At 68.8% G+C, this 16333-nt stretch carries 13 protein-coding genes; 7 read left to right on the top strand and 6 right to left on the bottom strand.

What is annotated here, in order from left to right; translation table 11 throughout:
* Window positions 1–124: 124 nt before the first annotated feature.
* Window positions 125–829, top strand: a complete 705-nt coding sequence (locus ABT288_RS11510; protein ID WP_351605323.1) for a UPF0158 family protein — start codon at window positions 125–127, stop codon at window positions 827–829.
* A gap of 11 nt (window positions 830–840) precedes the next feature.
* Here ABT288_RS11510 and ABT288_RS11505 read toward each other — a convergent pair whose 3' ends face one another.
* Together ABT288_RS11505 and ABT288_RS11500 are read right to left on the bottom strand one after the other, a co-directional pair.
* Window positions 841–1155 carry a hypothetical protein gene (locus ABT288_RS11505; RefSeq protein WP_351605320.1) on the bottom strand — a complete coding sequence of 105 codons (315 nt, stop codon included), beginning with the start codon at window positions 1153–1155 and terminating at the stop codon, window positions 841–843.
* Between the two features lie 314 nt (window positions 1156–1469).
* On the bottom strand, window positions 1470–2585 hold the full coding sequence (locus ABT288_RS11500) for a PP2C family protein-serine/threonine phosphatase (protein ID WP_351605422.1): 1116 nt from the start codon (window positions 2583–2585) through the stop codon (window positions 1470–1472).
* Window positions 2586–3659: 1074 nt separating this feature from the next.
* On the opposite strand from ABT288_RS11500, the gene ABT288_RS11495 reads away from it, so the two are divergent.
* The 6 genes from ABT288_RS11495 (at window position 3660) to ABT288_RS11470 (ending at window position 8942) form a co-directional block, all read left to right on the top strand.
* Window positions 3660–4319, top strand: coding sequence for an NADPH-dependent FMN reductase (locus ABT288_RS11495; RefSeq protein ID WP_351605317.1), 660 nt, complete (start codon window positions 3660–3662; stop codon window positions 4317–4319).
* Between the two features lie 384 nt (window positions 4320–4703).
* Entirely contained in the window at window positions 4704–5231 is a 528-nt protein-coding gene (locus ABT288_RS11490) for a hypothetical protein (RefSeq protein WP_351605315.1), read from the top strand.
* Window positions 5228–5446: a hypothetical protein gene (locus tag ABT288_RS11485; RefSeq protein ID WP_351605312.1), complete on the top strand. Its 219-nt coding sequence runs from the start codon at window positions 5228–5230 to the stop codon at window positions 5444–5446. Before ABT288_RS11490 ends, ABT288_RS11485 begins: the two co-directional genes overlap by 4 nt.
* A gap of 468 nt (window positions 5447–5914) precedes the next feature.
* On the top strand, window positions 5915–6742 hold the full coding sequence (locus ABT288_RS11480; RefSeq protein ID WP_351605419.1) for an alpha/beta fold hydrolase: 828 nt from the start codon (window positions 5915–5917) through the stop codon (window positions 6740–6742).
* 84 nt (window positions 6743–6826) lie between these two features.
* Window positions 6827–7243, top strand: a complete 417-nt coding sequence (locus ABT288_RS11475) for an ester cyclase (protein WP_351605310.1) — start codon at window positions 6827–6829, stop codon at window positions 7241–7243.
* A gap of 250 nt (window positions 7244–7493) precedes the next feature.
* Window positions 7494–8942: an FAD-dependent oxidoreductase gene (locus ABT288_RS11470; protein WP_351605308.1), complete on the top strand. Its 1449-nt coding sequence runs from the start codon at window positions 7494–7496 to the stop codon at window positions 8940–8942.
* 33 nt (window positions 8943–8975) lie between these two features.
* Here the strand turns inward: ABT288_RS11470 and ABT288_RS11465 are convergent, their stop codons facing one another.
* The 4 genes from ABT288_RS11465 to ABT288_RS11450 form a co-directional block, all read right to left on the bottom strand.
* Entirely contained in the window at window positions 8976–10109 is a 1134-nt protein-coding gene (locus tag ABT288_RS11465) for a nitric oxide synthase oxygenase (protein ID WP_351605305.1), read from the bottom strand.
* Between the two features lie 159 nt (window positions 10110–10268).
* A complete protein-coding gene (locus ABT288_RS11460) occupies window positions 10269–11411 on the bottom strand; it encodes a globin domain-containing protein (protein WP_351605303.1) in 1143 nt (380 codons plus the stop codon).
* A gap of 629 nt (window positions 11412–12040) precedes the next feature.
* On the bottom strand, window positions 12041–12172 hold the full coding sequence (locus tag ABT288_RS11455; RefSeq protein ID WP_351605301.1) for a hypothetical protein: 132 nt from the start codon (window positions 12170–12172) through the stop codon (window positions 12041–12043).
* 1332 nt (window positions 12173–13504) lie between these two features.
* The gene (locus ABT288_RS11450) at window positions 13505–16279 is read right to left on the bottom strand and encodes an ATP-binding protein (RefSeq protein WP_351605298.1); all 2775 of its coding nucleotides are present in this window, start codon (window positions 16277–16279) and stop codon (window positions 13505–13507) included.
* Between the last annotated feature and the right edge of the window lie 54 nt (window positions 16280–16333).

The following is a 16333-nucleotide window of genomic DNA, read 5'->3' as shown; positions in this document are numbered from 1 at the left end:
TTGTGGCCCTGTCCGCTGTGCTCTCCAGCGCATTGTCGCACCGGAGACGGCGGCGCTCGCAGCGCACGGCGGAGGTCCCTGTGTTCGAGCGCAGCCGAGAACTCGGGGGAGTAGCCTCGCGGGCGTGACCGAGGCATGGACCGACCACGCGCTGAAGGCGCTCCGCGCCGCCCGCCACAACGCGGACTGCCCGTCCCTGCTCGCCCTGCTGCGTGCGCATGACCCCGTCGGAGTGCTGCAGCAGTGTGGAGACGCACTCACCGCAGCAGTGTCCCGGGGCCTGCCCGGCGCCCGGGAGGCAGCGACCGCGTGCTCGTCCGCACTGCGCGAACGGGGCTGGCCCGGAGACGAGGTCCTCGCCGAACAGCTCGACACTGCGGGCGGCCCTGCCCTCTGCCTGCTGCGGCCGCTGCCGGTCGACCTGGAGGAACTCTCCAGTTTGCTCGAAGGGGACCCGGCCTGGGGTGGTGGCCGTATCGACCTGGACACCGGTGAGTGCCGGCCTGCCCTCGCGGACACAGAGGAGTCATGGGACGAGGAGGAACCGGAAGGCACTGAGCGGTGGCTCGACGTCCCGTGCGAGGGATCGCGGGACGCCTACCGCGACATGGAGGACTTCATCACCACCCTCGACGACCCGGACCTCGCCCGGTTCCTCGGCATCGCGATCCAGGGTCCAGGAGCGTTCCGCCGTTTCAAGGACATGCTGGCCACTTCGCCGGCGCAGCTGCAGCGGTACTGGTTGTTCTCCGCGGAGCGGCAGCAGGGCCGGGCCCGGGCCTGGCTCGCCGATCAGGGCTACCAGCCGGCGCTGTCGGGCGGCCACTGACCTGGGTGCCTTCAGGGGCCCCAGTGCCGGTAGGCCTCGATCCACTCGGCCCCCTCGGGCGCCGGATCCGGCAACGGAAGGTCGAGAATGCCGATCGCCTGCCGGTGCCTGCCGCGCGTGCAGACCGCCACGATCTGGCTGCCGGGCAGCAGGTCCACCTTCTTCACGGTGACCTCGACCCCGAGAACGACCGACTTGAACGGAACAGCCAGCTGCTCTGCGAGCATCGTGAAAAGGCCTGTGAGCTGCTCCTCGCCGTCGTAGGCGTCAACGGTGGCCTGCTCGACCAGCTCATCGAGTTCCGCATCGCTCAGCTGTCCGTCCACAGGGAAGAAGGTACCGGCGGTGCCCGCAGGTGCCCTCGGTCGGTCAACCGCCGGCCACCCCACGTACACGCCGTCCCGCACGCGAGGCAAGAAGGTGCTCGGCACTCCTCCGATCAAGCTGACACTCGGCAAGACGAACTGACTATCGGCGGTCACCGAGGGTTCGGCCTTCGCTGAGCGCACCCATTGCCCGAAGACCCCTGACCAGGCATTACGGTCAGGGGCCTTTGTTGAACGCTACTCGGTTGCTGCCGTGGCCACTGATGCGATCGGCTACGGGCGGGGCGAGGAACCCGTGAAAGCCACCTGCTCAATCACAGGCGCACAATGACCAAGGCGGTGTCGTCGGTGACGCCGCCGGGCAGCAGCAAGTCGGAGAGCAGGGCGTCAGCAAGCGCTCCCGCGTCGGCTGCCTGGTGGCGAGTCAGGGCGTCGGCGAGCCGGGCGAGGCCGATGTCGATGTCTTCGCAGCGTCGTTCGATGAGGCCGTCGGTGTAGAGGGCGAGCACGGAGCCTTCGGTGAATGGCACGGTGGCCTGGAGCCGAGGGCCGTGTTCGAGGCGGGCGCCCAGAGGAGGGTCGGTGGCCTGCTCCAGGAACTCGACGGTGCCGTCGATATGCAGGAGGGCTGGCGGGGGATGGCCGGCGCTGCTGTAGGTGATGCTGTGGGTGTCCCAGTCGATGAACGTGCTGGCCACTGTGGTGTTCTCGGCGCCGTCGACGGAGCGGGCGTACAGTCCGAGGACCTCCAGGGCCCGGGCGGGGCCGTCGGCGGCGCGGGAGGCGGCGCTCAGCGCGCTGCGCAGTTGCCCCATGACCTGGGCTGCGGACAAGCCATGCCCTACGACGTCGCCGACGGCGGCCGCGATGCGGTCGCCCGGCAGGTCGACCAGGTCGTACCAGTCACCGCAAACGTTCAGCGTGTCGATGGCCGGCCGGTAGCGTACGGCTGCCGGGTGGCGGCCGACCGGGCGAGGAGCGGGCAGCATCGCCTCCTGCAGGCTCAGTGCGACTTCGCGGGCGCGAATGAGTTCGGTGACTTCCTCCAGCCGGTGCATCAACAGCGTCATTCGCCCGGCCGAGTCGAAGACGGGAACGTTGATCATGCTCCAGTAGCGTTCGCCCCGGACCCCGGGCTCGTCAGGGTCCTCAATGTCGTAGCGCTGCAGCTCCATGGTGTTGGGCACACCGCTGTCAGCCACCTGGCGCATTGACGCTTGGATGTTGCGTACCACGGCCGCGCCGGGGTCGTTCGGCATATCGGCGTAGTCGTCGCGAAGGTAGCGGCCGATCACTTGTCCGCGTGTGCGGCCCAACGTGCGCAGGAAGTCTTCGTTGACGTCTGCGTAGACAAGTTGGGGGGTGAACAGTGCGATCGCCCCGGGAAGTGCTTGGAACACCGCTCTGTAGTCGATCTCAGGTTCCATCACATCTATCTCGCCTCGATCACCATCTTCCCACCTGATGATTGATGTGGCGAGCCAGGGCACTGTTGCCGTGGAGCAGATCACGGGCACCCCGCCCAGCCCGCAGAGCCTCTCGGTGGGCCGCTATATCCGGGACGGAGCCTTGCATCTGGTCGCCTGTAGCACTCACCTTGTCCCCAGAGGCGGCCCGGCGCCTCGTCGGCTGGCTCACGGCTGCCGATCCTGGGCACCCGCGGGAGCGCGTACGATTCACAACGTCGTGGACGTCTCGGCCACCGCTCAACGTTGTCCTCGTCGAATCCGCACTGGCCGCGGAGATCGACGAGGACACTGGCCAGGACCGGAGGCCTGGCGGCACCAGGTGCGGTTTATCCGCCTCCATGAGGACATGGCGCCACAAGACGTGGCTGCCTTTGGCGAGGGCGCCGTGCCAGCCGCCAGATGATCGCACGCCTGTCTGCTCCGTTCATCTCGAGGCAGCTTCGGGACGTCGGCAGCGATCCTGGCTCGATCTTCCCTCCCCGCGCTGCCTGCACGGCCTGACGGCGGCTGGAAAACTTCTCCGGGTATTCGCCGCAGCCGCCCGCAGGAACCCGGTGACAGCCGGACAGTGCCGGATCCTCTCAGCGGTCATCGGGGGCGGTCTGGCGCTTCTCTGCGTGCGGCACCTGCCCTGACCAGCAGAAAACACTCCCAAGGGAAAGCGAGGGTGGGCGCCCACCGGTAGGACTTGAACCTGCGGCCAAGCGCTTGGAGAAGATGCGGGCAAGTCTGGTGGGCTGGGGCGCCGGCACTTGTTCAGTGCCGCGCTGGGCTGTTGAGTACCGCTGCTGTCCGTCGCCGTTGCCCTCAGCGCTGCCGTCGATGCCGTCGGCCTCAGCTTCCGTGAGCATCGCATGGAGGTGACCTGCCAGTGCCGAGGGTGCATCACTTCGCGCGGGGGCCGCCGAGCCATCGTTCTGACCTGGCTCGGGCCTGTCGGTTCCTCGCCCCGTCGCACGATGCCGGCCGGGCAACGACACTGGTGGGTAGGGCGCCCTCTTGGAGGCGCATGCCCGCGACGGAAGGACGGACCCCATGCCCACGGACTCGGTTCCCGGCCTGCTGCGGTTCCTGGTCTTCGGAGCGGCTCTGCGGGCTGATTCTGCCAACGCTCGCCTCGCCTCCCTCGTGGCCCGGCTCATCTCCGACACCGGTGCTGCCGTCGACCTCGCCAGAATGCGCGACTTCGACCTGCCTTTGTACGACGGTGACATGGAGGCTGACGAAGGGCTGCCGCCTGGCGCTCTCGCCCTACGGGACCGGCTTGAGCAGAGCGATGCCTTCGTCATCTCCTCGCCGGAGTACAACGCGTCCGTGCCGGGAGTACTGAAGAACGCCATCGACTGGGTCTCGCGTGTCCGGCCGCAGCCGTTCAAGACCAAGCACGCGCTGCTCGTCTCCGCCTCGCCGTCGCTGGTCGGAGGCAACCGCGGGTTGTGGGCTCTGCGGGTTCCCTTGGAACACCTGGGCACCCGCGTCTACCCGGACATGTTCAGCTTGGCCAACAGCTACCAAGCCTTCACCGAGGACGGAACGCTGGCCGACCGGGGGCTGCAACAACGTCTCAGCGAGACTGTGTCGGGTTTCCTCAGCCTCGTTGAAGCGGACGTGCGCTATGTCTGCCTCGAACGCCGTTGGTACGAGTTCCTGGGGGACGGTACCGAGGCGGCCATCACCCAGCGCGCCGAGAAGTGATGGCGGACGCCGCAAGTTCAGGCCAACCCGGCGGGGCAGACGGACGGATGTCCACTCACGTCGAGGTATCAGAGCGTGCGGTTACGTGCAATCCGGGCATCTAGTTCCAAACGCCTCAACGTTGGACCTTGACGCCACCACCGCTTTGTCTCCTGCCTTGGTGGCCGCATCGTTCGGGACAGGCCACCCTGGCGGCAAGGCTGCACGGCTCGACGCGGCGCTGAGTCACACGCTGATGGTGTGCACTTATCAGGTGTATCACCGGACGTGGCCCACAAGTCGCGCACCGTGCTGAAGCGGACGAAGACGTAACTGCAGTCCACTGCCTGGCTCCCGTACATCCCGCCAGCGGTCGCCACGGCGATCTTCCTGGTCATGGCGGCCATGGGACAGCTGATTGACTTTTGGCAGGTACCCCTGTTCTGGCTGCCGGCCGGCATCGGCATCGTTCTGCTCGCGACAGCCGCGTTCGACGTGATCACGGTGAAGCTGGGGCTGCGGCCCAACGAGGCGGTGCCGCTGCGGCGTGACGATCTCGCCGCCGTCGAGATCACGCGCTCACGACGTTCCTGCCGCTCCTACCAGAGCGGCCAGTTGATCGACGCTCACCGGGAGCAGCTCGGCAGCCGCTTCGACCCCGAGCGCGACCACGTGATCTGTGTCTGCGCCGTCGGTTACCGGTCACGCTTCAAGCCGCTGACCATTCGCGTCGTACAGCGGTTGCAAAGTGGCCGGCTCCCTCTGACATCGTTGTTCTTCGCGGACTCCCGCATCCAGCGCCACTGGCCGTCGATGCCCCGCCGTTCGCGTTGTTCGGGCGTACCTACGAGAGCTGCCAATGGTCGCCGTCGGCCTTCAACGGACAGTCCACTCGCGGCGTCGCCGTCACCGACGAGGCCGGACAGGCCATGAAGCGCCTCGACTTCTACAGCACCACCACGTCGCGGTTCTACGCTCCCGCAGCGCTGGGGATATGGTGCGCGAACTGGGAAACCGGCTGCGACGCGCTCGGCATCCCAGGGCACTTCCAGGTCCTGACTCTGGAGGAGCGGGGTGTATCTGATGCTCCGGAACTGCCGCGGTACCACATGAGCTGGATCGCCAGGGCCGACGCCGTTGCGGTCTGAGTCCCGACCGAACCTCCTCCAACTTGGGGCCGTCGAGTCCCCGGCGGCGAACGGGGGCCAAGCTCCCTGAGCGTTGGCCAGGCCGGCGACGGCCTGGTCGTCCCCAGAGCCGCCCCTGGGCGATCCAACCCGCGAAGCTCTCGTTGAGGACCCTCGGACAGCTCAGAGACGGGCCGAGCAATGCTGTTGTGGCCTGTCTCCTGATGCCTACCTTAGCCCGTTATGCCGGACTCCATGCCCCGTTCGATATGAGCCACGGGTGTGTGCTCACTGTGGCCTGCCATGGCGTGCTGAAGCGGGATGTCCCGAGTAGCGTGGGGAGGAGGCTGTACTGAACGACTGCCTTCACCAATATCGCCCTCGCCCTCACGGGCGTTCACTGCTGGTCGGACGTGGTACGCACATGCCCGGATCGGGCGCTGAATGGCCATGAAGGGTGTAGTCCGAACAAGTGCTAGCGAGGCGATCATGGCCTTTGCCGCTGCCAAGGACGGCACACAGATCTTCTTCAAGGACTGGGGGGCGGGTCAGCCGGTGGTGTTCTCCCACGGCTGGCCACTGATCGCGGACGCGTGGGATCCGCAGCTGAAGCTGATGGCGGACAACGGTTTCCGGGCCGTGGCCCACGACCGACGTGGAGGCGGACGGTCCGACCAGCCGTGGATGGGCAACGACCTGGACACGTATGCCGACGACCTGGCATCGGTCCTGGAGAACCTTGATCTCCACGACGCCATCCTGGTCGGTCACTCGACGGGCGGCGGAGAGGTGACGCGCTACATCGGTCGGCACGGCTCGAGGCGTGTGGCCAAGGTGGTCCTGCTGGGTGCGATCCCCCCGTTGATGCTCAGGACGGAAGCGAACCCGGAGGGGCTGCCGATCGAGGTCTTCGACGAGATCCGGCAAGGTGTGCTGACGGACCGGTCCCAGTACTACAAGGACCTCAGCGCTCCGTTCTACGGTGCCAACCGCGAAGGCTCGTCCGTGTCACAGGGGACCCGTGACGAGTTCTGGCTCTGGAGCATGACGGTAGGCGTCAAGAGCGCCTACGACTGTGTCAGAGCGTTCTCTGAGACTGACCTCACGGAGGACCTCAAGGAGTTCGACATCCCCACGCTGATCATTCACGGCGACGACGACCAGATCGTCCCCATCGTGGCATCCGCGAAAAAATCGTCGCAACTGGTCAAGGACGTGACCTTCAAGGTCCACTCCGGTGCTCCGCACGGACTGCCGATGGTGCCGGAGTTCGCGGAGCGGTTCAACAACGACCTCCTTGAATTCGCACGCGCCTGACCGACCAGGTGCCGTTTCACCGGTCTTCCCGCGTTCACGCGGCCGGCGGCAGACCGGTGGCCGGCACGAGCCCGAGGAATGCCCATGTCTCAGCAAACGAACATCGCCGCACAGACAGCTTTCGCAGAGGCGGTCATCACCGGCGACCTCGCGGCCCTCGACGAGATCGTCGCACCCGACTCGATCGACCATGATCCAGCCCCAGGACAGGTGCCGGGGCCCGAAGGGTACAAGGCCATGTTCGCCGATCTCCGGGCAGCCTTTCCCGACCTGCACGTCGCAGTGGAGCATCTGGTGGCCACCGACGACGAGTTGGCCTTTGCCTACACCATCACCGGAACGCATCTGGGGCCGCTGATGGGACGGCCGGCGACCGGCAGGAAGGCAAGCTACCGGGGCATGCAGATCAGCCGCTTCGACAGCGATGGAAAGCTCGTCGAACGCTGGGGCAGCAGCGACGAACTCGGCATGCTGCGCCAACTCGGACTCACCGAGTTGTGACCCCAAGAGCGGGATTTCCGATGGTACCGGGAACAACCAGCTCGCACGCGATCGGCCGCCGTTCCTATCCATGCGGTGCCGAGAGGACGCTTCGGGTCGGCGGAATGTTGAGGTCCTCGGATGGCAAACGGTCAGATGCGCGGTCCGCCGGCTCAACTAGCAAATCCGACAACCGGGGCTGATACTGACGAATATGGATGCCAACGGCGGGTCAGTTCGTGGCTCTTCGGACCAACACGGGGCATCAGCGGTGGATGTTCTGGTAATCGGTGCCGGGCCAACCGGGCTTCTGCTGGCGGGCGACCTCGCCGACTCCGGGGTCAACGTCACGCTGGTGGAGCGGCGCGATCACGAATCCAACCTGAGCCGCGCCTTCAGCATCCACGCACGAACCATGGAGGAACTCGACGCCCGGGGCCTGGCCGACGAACTACTCGCTCTCGGCTCACCGGTCCGGGCGTTGCATCCGTTCGGCCGCATCAGCATCGACTTCTCCGGCCTTCGCACACGCTTTCCGTTCCTGCTGATCGTCCCCCAATGGCAGGTGGAGCGTCTTCTGCTGCGCCGGGCCGAGGAAGCGGGAGCGACGATAGTGCGGGGGACCCGGGTTACAGGGATACGGCAGGACCCGGGCGGCGTGGACGCGGAAACGAACCATCCGGACGGTGCCACGGCCACACTTCGAGCGCGCTACCTGGTCGGTACCGACGGAGCGAGCAGCACCGTCCGGCGGAGCCTGGGCATGCCGTTCCCCGGCAAGTCGGCCATCCGCTCCGTGATGCTGGCCGATGTACTGCTTGAACGCGCCCCTGACGAAGCTTTCAATTTCGCCTCGAACCAGCACGGCTTCACCTTCTTCGCGCCGTTCGGGGACGGCTGGTACCGGGTCATCGCCTGGGACCGGCAACAGCAGCAGCTGCCCGACGATGCGCCGGTCACGATGGAGGAGGTCCGGGACATCACGAGGCGAACCATCGGTGACGACCTCGGGATGCACGATGCCCGTTGGGTTTCCCGCTTCCACAGCGACGAACGACAGGTACCCCGCTACCGGCAAGGGCGGGTGTTCCTCGCGGGCGACGCCGCGCACGTCCACTCGCCCGCCGGGGGCATGGGCATGAACACCGGGATGCAGGACGCCGCCAACCTCGGCTGGAAACTGGCAGCTGTCGTGCGCGGCTGGGCTGATGACGAGTTGTTGGACAGCTACCACACGGAGCGCCATCCGGTGGCCCGAAGGGTGCTGCACGTCAGTCACGCACTCCTCACGGCCGTCATCACCGGGTCACCTGCAGTCCGCGCGTTGCGCGCCTCGTTGGCCGCCATCGCGCACCAGCTACGTGTCATAGAGCCGCGTGCGTCCCGCAGCATCTCCGGCATCGGGATCACCTACCCCGCACCCTGGGGCTCCCACCCGCTTGCCGGGCGCCGGGTACCGGACCTCCGACTGGCAGGGGAACCGGCACGGCTGTATGAGGCCCTGCGACGAGGCACGTTCGTACTGGTGGGCCGCGACGTCGCCGCAGTCGCCGCGCCGTGGGAAGGGCGGGTGGTGACCGCATCCCCCGCAGCCGGCCTGCGGCCCACGCTACTGGTCCGACCCGACGGTTACGCTGCCTGGGCGGCCGAGGACCCCGATCCGGACGAGGTTCGCGAAACCTTGACGCGGTGGCTGGGCGAGGTGGTCGGACAAAGGTAGGCGAGGCGTGGTCGCGCGCGGCGGAACGCCCTCTCAGGCTGCGCCGTAGGGGCACCCCTGCGGCACCTCTGCGGTCCGGTGCACGAAGGCCGGCCGTAGCTCGGGATCCTCGGGGTCGTAGTAGCGGTGGAACACCGCGGTCGCCCCTCCGGACAGGGGCGGGACGATCCAGCTCCAGTCGGTCGGCACCGGGCGCCCGTGCCGCCTCTCGCGGTCCACGTGCGCGAGGAACCGCCGCGACTCCGTATGGTGGTCGGCCATGCTCACCCCCGCCTGCTCGTAAGAATGCAGGACCGCCAGGTTGAGCTCGACCAGGGCGCGGTCGCGCCACAGAGTGCGCTCGTTGCGGGTGTCGAGGCCGAACAGCTCGGCGACGGCGGGCAGCAGGTTGTAGCGGTCGGTGTCGGCGAGGTTGCGCGAGCCGATCTCGGTGCCCATGTACCAGCCGTTGAAGGGCGCGGCCGGGTACGTGACCCCGCCGATCTCCAGCGACATGTCGCTGACGGCCGGCACCGCGTACCAGCGCAGACCGAGGGCGGCGAACCCGGGATGGTGCGGATGCGTCAACGGCACCTCCAGCACGGCGTCCTCGGGCACCTCGTAGAACTCCGGAGTCAGGCCGGAGCCGGGCTGCACCAGCAACGGCAGTATCTCGAAGGGTGTTTCACCGCCTTTCCAGCCCAAGTCCCGGGCCAGCGCCACCCGGTGGGTGCTGCGCGGGTCGTCCGAGTAGCGCACCAACTGCTCGCCCAGCAGCGTGGCGGCGGGACGGCCGGGGCGATCGGGGGCGAAGACGCTGATGACCGGCCGGATACGGCCTCCGTTGGTCGCGATCCGCAGATGCTCGAAGCACTCACTGGCGATGTCGTCGGGATGCGTGACGTGCCGCAGGTCCCGCACGATCAGATTGTTCCAGTAGAGCCGGCCTATGCAGCGCGCCGCGTTGCGCCAGGCCACCCGCGCGCCGTACGCCACCTCCGCCGCAGTGTGTTCGTACGTGCCGAAGCGCTCCACCTCCGCGGTGACCTCCGCGAGCCGCCGACGCGGGTCGCCGGCGCCCGGGTTCTCGGCGGCGTACTGCCGGATGAACACCTCGGCGGCCGCCAGGATGGCCTCGTGCGCCGACGGTCGGCGCGGAGCCGGGCCGGACGAAGGGGGGAGTTGCATCGGATTCTCTCCTGCTCGGGGTCTGGTGCTCACACGAGCCCGGCGCGCCGGCGGTGGTACGGCGGCCGCACGGCCGGGAGCGGAAGGGGCGATGCCGAGTCCGGCAGGCGGGCGCGGCAAGCGAGTGGCCGCACGGCCGGGGCCGGGTCGGCCGGACGCTCAGTCCTCGGGCGGTTCCCGCAATTTCCGGGGCAGTAACGCGGCCTCGAGTGCGGGCACGTCGAAGGGGTCGAAATGGATCCGCTCCTGCGGGATGCCCTGCCGGGCCAGGGTGGCGCCGGCCTGCGTGACCATGTCCACCGGGCCGGAGAGGAACGCCTCGTGCCGGTACCACGGCCCGAACTCGTTCAGCACCCGCGGCAGGCTACCCTCCAGCCCCGCAATACGCTCGTGCGACACCGCGGCCCGCACAGAGAGCCAGTGGTGCCGCTGGGACATCCTGAGCATGTCGTCCAGGCCGTAGAGCTCCTCGGCGGTCCGAGCGCCGACGAAGACGTCGACGTAGCGCTCTGTCCCGGTGCGGGCCGCGTCCTCGACCAGGGCCTTGATGGGGGCCATGCCGGTCCCGCCGGCCACGCACACCAGATCCCGGTCGCTGCGCGGGTCGAGCGTCATGTCGCCCTGAGTGGGTCCGAGCCGCACCACGTCCCCGGGCTTGGCGCTGTAGACCAGGCCTTGGCTGACCTGGCCCTGGGCGACCGCACGCACGTGGAAGGTCACGGTGTTGTCCGGTCGCGGCGCGTGCGCGGGCGAGTAGTAGCGCCACGTCTTGGGGTGCCAGGGCGTCTCCACGCTCGCGTACTGGCCTGCCGTGTACGGGTAGGGCGCGTCGGGCCGCACGGTGATTTCCGCGATGCCATGGCCGCGGTGCAGGTGGTGGATGATCTCCGCCTCCCACACCGCGGGCGCCGTGCGGGCGTCCTCCCCCGCGGCGTGCATCATCACCTGTGCGACGACGCCGTATCCGTGCGTCCATGCGGCGGCCAGCTCAGGGCTCCACGCCGGACCGGCGTAGCGGGCCAGGGCTGCGAGCAGGCACTCGCCCACCGCGGGGTAGTGGCCGTTCAGCGCCCCGAACTTGCGGTGGTCGCGACCGAGCCGGCCGCAGAACCGGATCAGGTTCTCCGGGTCGTCGACGAGGTCGACGATCTGCAGCAGCCCGCGCAGCAACCGGTCGCGCTGGACGTCCAGGTTGTCCGGGAAGAGCCCGCGCACCTCGGGGTAGCGTGCGAACAGAATGGCGTAGAAATACACCGTCATGTCCGCTGCGTACGCGCCGACCACGGCCACACTCGCGCGCATCAGGGCGATTTCCTCCGCAGTCAGCGGCACGAGGTCCGGCAGCGCACTCGGCGCCGGGGGCGAGGGAGTGGAAGGAGGCGCTGCTGATTCCGGTGACTGCGCCGTGGCATCCGGTGCGTCACGGCGTCCTCGCGACGCACGGGAGAATATCACCGGGCGCCTCCCGCTTCAGATTGAATCGTCATCACTATGAGGGAAATTCAGTGTCAGAGCAGTGGGGAGCGGAGACCGCCGTGACCGCTGCACATCCGGTCGCGGTTGCCGGGGACAGGCCGATGACCGGCACGGGGTTCCGCTGTGCCGGATGCCCATCCAGCACCCAGAAAGGGTCCGCCATTCGGCTGTGGCGCCGTATCGATACGACGCCAGGGATCAACTTGACTGGCATACGGGCAACTTGGGAACGGACGGGGCGGAACTCCCTGGGATGTCCTGCCGTTCGGTGGCGATCGACAGGACCGCATTCACCCTAATACACAATCTTCACCCGTCAACCAAAGGATGGGCACGACCTCGCCGCCACTCGCGTGCTTTCGCCCCACAGGCCGGCCTGCCACGCGTGTGTTCGGCGCCGAGGAGGGGGAGTGGACGCGGAACCGACCGGAGGAAGTGTGTGGATCCGGCCGGAATCAGACCGCGGCGCGGCAGCCCGGCAACTCCGCGAAATCCGCGTCCGCTTCTGCCGGTGAGATGCCGAAGCCCGCTCGAATTGCCAGCCGAAACCAGTCGGTGTCGGGAGCTGCGGTGGATTCAGAAGTCATGGCTCACGACAGCGTAATACCCAGTGAATTCACCGAGATGAACATGATCTCTGTCGGTAAATCCGGATAACCGGGGCACTCGGGTTCCCGGGCAGCGGTATGGGTGACCCGCGTGAAAACCCTGGTTCGGGCTGATGATCCGGCCGTTTGTGTTCCTGCCGTCAGGCTGCTTGCTGGGGCTCGTTGATGGGGCCGCCGAGTAGTTGAGTGCGGCGGACGCGGCCACCGAAGGGGATGACAGGTGCCGTCTGGCTGGTCTCCGAGGCTTGGGGAGATCGTTGGTGTGGGGATCGGTGGGGGCGGTGCCGGTTGTAGTGGTCGGTGTAGGTGTTCGGGTCGGTGCGCGGGTGCCGTTCGTTCATGATGAGTAGGCGGTCGGTGCACTCGCGGCGGACGGTGCCGACCCTGCGGCTGCCGAATATTTCGTCCGACCAGGTCAGGCGGCGTGTCGGTACTCGTGGATCACTCCGGCGAGCCGGTCTCGGCGGCGTATGTCCAGACAGGAGATGCGCCCCGGATCGGTGATTGGTTCAGGGACCGCGCGCACGCTGCCGCCCCGGATCGGCGATCACGGCGCGAAGGAGCTCCAGGAGGGCGGCTGCGACGGACTCCGTCACGCTGGGTGGCTTGTCGGGGAGGGTTACGTGGATCTTCTGAGGGGTGGCCGTACTTGAGTACGGCTCGGCTGGGGGCTGAGGCATGCGCTGCCGGGCGCCGGGCCGGGTGACTCGTGGGTGCTGACACATCCCGTATAGAAATGGTGCACGTCGGTTTTGCCGCCTTGCGCCGATTGATCACTGTTTGGGGCAAGGCGGCTGGCCGCTTAATCCGTTGGTCTGTCCCGGCTCGGACTGATTCCGGCGACAGCCGACTCGTCCGACATTCGCGGCAGGTTCCCCATCCTTCTCAGCTTCACCGCATCCGCCTGATCGCGAGCCACCAGCTCCACGAGCGGTCCAGCTGCCTGCTTTGCAGCGCCCCACGATGCGGAGTGCGTCTCTGCCCTCCGCGGCGGTATTCGATTGGCCGGTACTCCCCGTTCGATCAGCAGAACCTTCTCAACCCCGGACCGGGAACGACTAGGCTTGATCGGCGCCCCCGTGTCCTGGCTGGTGGGCGTGCGGGGATGGTTGAGGAGTTCGGAGCGGTAGATGGCGGGGATGCCCGAGCGGATTGGCCGGTACACGGTGGCCAAGGAGCCGGGGTACCGCCGTCGTAGCAGTCCCATATCTGCAGGAGCGCGCCGTTGCCGGAGCCGTCGGCGTCCATATGCGTGCGGTGGGTCATCGTCACTGGCGTCGTGGAAAGCGGCGCGAGCGAGGTCGCAGCCGATCACTGCGGCGGATCCGGCGAAAGGGCGTCGCGGAGTTGGGCCCTGGCGCGGACACCCAGCTTGGGAAAGATCTTGTGCAGGTGATAGCCGACGGTGCGGGGTGAGAGGTACAGGCGGGCCGCGATGTCGCGGTTGGTCAGGCCCTGGGCAGCCAGTTCCGCGATCTGCCGTTCCTGCGCGGTGAGTGCGTCCGCCGCACTCGCGGCCGTCGCCGCCGTCATCGGGGCTCCTGCTGCCCGCAGTTCCGCGGCGGTGCGATCGGTCCAGGGCCGGGCGTCGAGCCGCTGGAAGCACTCCAGCGCCGCGTTGAGGTGCGGGCGTGCCTCGGTGCTGCGGCGGCGCCTGCGCAGCCACTCGCCGAAGTCGAGTCGGGTGAGCGCCCTCTCGAAGGGCCAGCAGTCTGTGGCGGAGTCGGCGAGGGCGGCACGGAAGTGGTCCTCGGCGTCCTCGGTGTCGCTCAGCAGGGCGGTGGCCCGGTGGAGGACGGCGGCCAGCCGGGGGGACCTGTCGGGTTCCAGGCTGTGCTCGACGGCGTCGACCACTGTGCGCGCGTCGTCCGTCCGGCCGGCGCGGACCGCCGCGGCGGCCAGGTCGCCCAGGTAGTAGACGGAGGCGTGGTAGTGGACGGGAGCGGGGCGGAAGTCGCGGGTGAAGGTGGCGCGCAGCTGCTCGTAGGCGTCGGCGTGGTCCCCGGCGACGAACGCGGCCATGCCCAGGGCGTGCCGGTGCCTGACCTGGAGGCTCAGGGACCTGCGCAGGTCCACGCCCCGTACGGCTTCCATGGCCTGCGCTCGCGCGGTCGCATGGTCCCCTCGCAGCGCGCGCAGGGTGGCCTGGAGGATGCAGGAGCCCAGGGTCACGTTGTCGGCTCCCGCCTCGGTCGCCATCCAGAACGCCTCGTCCGCCGCGTCCTGGGACGCCGTCCACGAACCGCTCTCGAACAGGGCGAGGGCGAGCGCCTGGGTGACGGTCGCGTTCGTGCCCGCGCTGCCGGCGCGGCGTATGACGTCCATGGTCTGCCCGAGGAGGCGGACGGCCTGCTCGGTCTCGTCCAGGATCCAGGTCGCGCCGCCGAGCGCCGTCAGATCCCCCAAGGACTCCGGCGACATGGCGGCCAGCGCGTCCTTCAACAGCCCCATGAGCCGGGCCCGTTGGCGGTGCGGATCGATGGCCGACTGGGTCCAGGCGAGGGCGGCGGGGTCGCCGGTTTCACCGATCAGGGCGCCGATCCGGCGCAGTTCGGCCCGGTGGAAGGCCGTACCGGAGTTGTAGACGGACGTCGCGGCGGTGTGCAGGGCACCCAGCGCCAGGTCCGGTGCCGAGGTGGCGGTGGCTTCGGCGACACCGAACAGCAGGGTCAGCGCGTCATCGTGACGGAGTGTCACGCCCAGGGCCCACCCGCCCAGCAGGGAGGCCTCCGCCCGCAGCCGCGGGTTCTCGGTCAGGCCGCCGACCCGGCCGCTGAGCTCGTCGACCCATTGCGGATGGCCGGCGAACATGGCGGCCTGCGCGGCCATGAGCAGGCGCCGGGCACCCATCTCCGGTGCCGGGGTCAGCTGAGCGGCGCGTTCCAGTGCCGACGCGGCCGCCGCGTACCCGCCCCGGGCACGCGCCCGCTCGGCACTCTCCGCCAACGCGTCGGCGACCTCCGAGTCCTGACCCGTCGCCGCCGCGGCCAGATGCCAGGCGCGGCGGTCCGCTTCCCCGGTGAGAGCGGAGGCCAGGGCGAGATGGGCTCGGCGACGCTCGGCGAAGGAGGCCGAGTGATAGATGGCCGAGCGCACCAGCGGGTGGCGGAGCAGGACCTGGCCGTTCTCGATCCGCACCAGTCCGACGCGCTCCGCCGGGTCCAGCGCCTGCACGACGTCCGACGACGGAGCGGCGCGCAGGAGGTCGGACAGGTGTCCGGTGCCCGCTGCGGCGACCAGGAGAAGTGCCTCGCGCGTGGCCTCGGGCAGCCCGGGCAGGTCGGCGGCGAACAGGTTCTCCAGGCGTGCGGTCAGTGGCAGGGCGGCGCCGCCGTCCTGACCCGTGCCGGTCCGGCCCCGGGCAAGAGCTCTGGGCAGCTCGATCAGGGCCAGCGGGTTGCCGGCGGCCTGCTGGAGGATCTGGGCGCGGGCCCGGCCGCGAGGCGGGTTCGGCTGCGCATCCAGCAGCAGACCCGCCGCCGCCCTGTTCAGCGGGCCCACGGACACCTGCGGGAAGTCCCGGTCGAAGCGGGCCGGCACGGAGTCCTCGCGGGCCGCGAGCAGCATCACCACCGGTTTGCCCTCCAGGCGCCGGGCGAGGAAGCCCAGCACGTCCACCGAGCCGAGGTCCAGCCACTGGACGTCGTCCACGAGCAGGAGCAGCGGCCGGCGCGCGGCGGCGTCGCCGATGAGGGCGAGTACGCCGACGCACAGCGACAGCTGGTCGAGAGCCGCGTCGTCCGGCGCCGCCGTCAGCCCGAAGGCGCGGTCGAGGGCCTCCCGCTGCTGGGCAGGCAGTGCGTCGCCGGGAAGCAGCGGGTGCAGGAGCTGATGGACACCCGAGAGCCCTAGTCCGGCCTCGCCCTCGCTGCCGCGCACGCGCAGGATCCACAGCCCGCGTGCTCGGCCCTGCCCGGCAGTCCAGTCGACGAGGGTGCTCTTGCCCGCTCCCGGCTCCCCGGTCAGCACGAGTACCTGCGGGCCGGTGCCGTCGACCGCCCCGAGCAGTCCCTCGATGCGGGACAGCTCGGCGGTCCTGCCGAGGATGCCCGGCTCGGCGGGGTAGTCGGGACCCACGTGCACCATGGTCGTACTCCTCCAGCCGGTGATCATGACCCCGGTCATCCTGTCAGTCACGGC

It is taken from the genome of Streptomyces sp. NPDC001093 (assembly GCF_040298985.1).
Lineage (GTDB): Bacteria > Actinomycetota > Actinomycetes > Streptomycetales > Streptomycetaceae > Streptomyces.
This window is presented reverse-complemented; position numbering and strand designations above follow the sequence as displayed.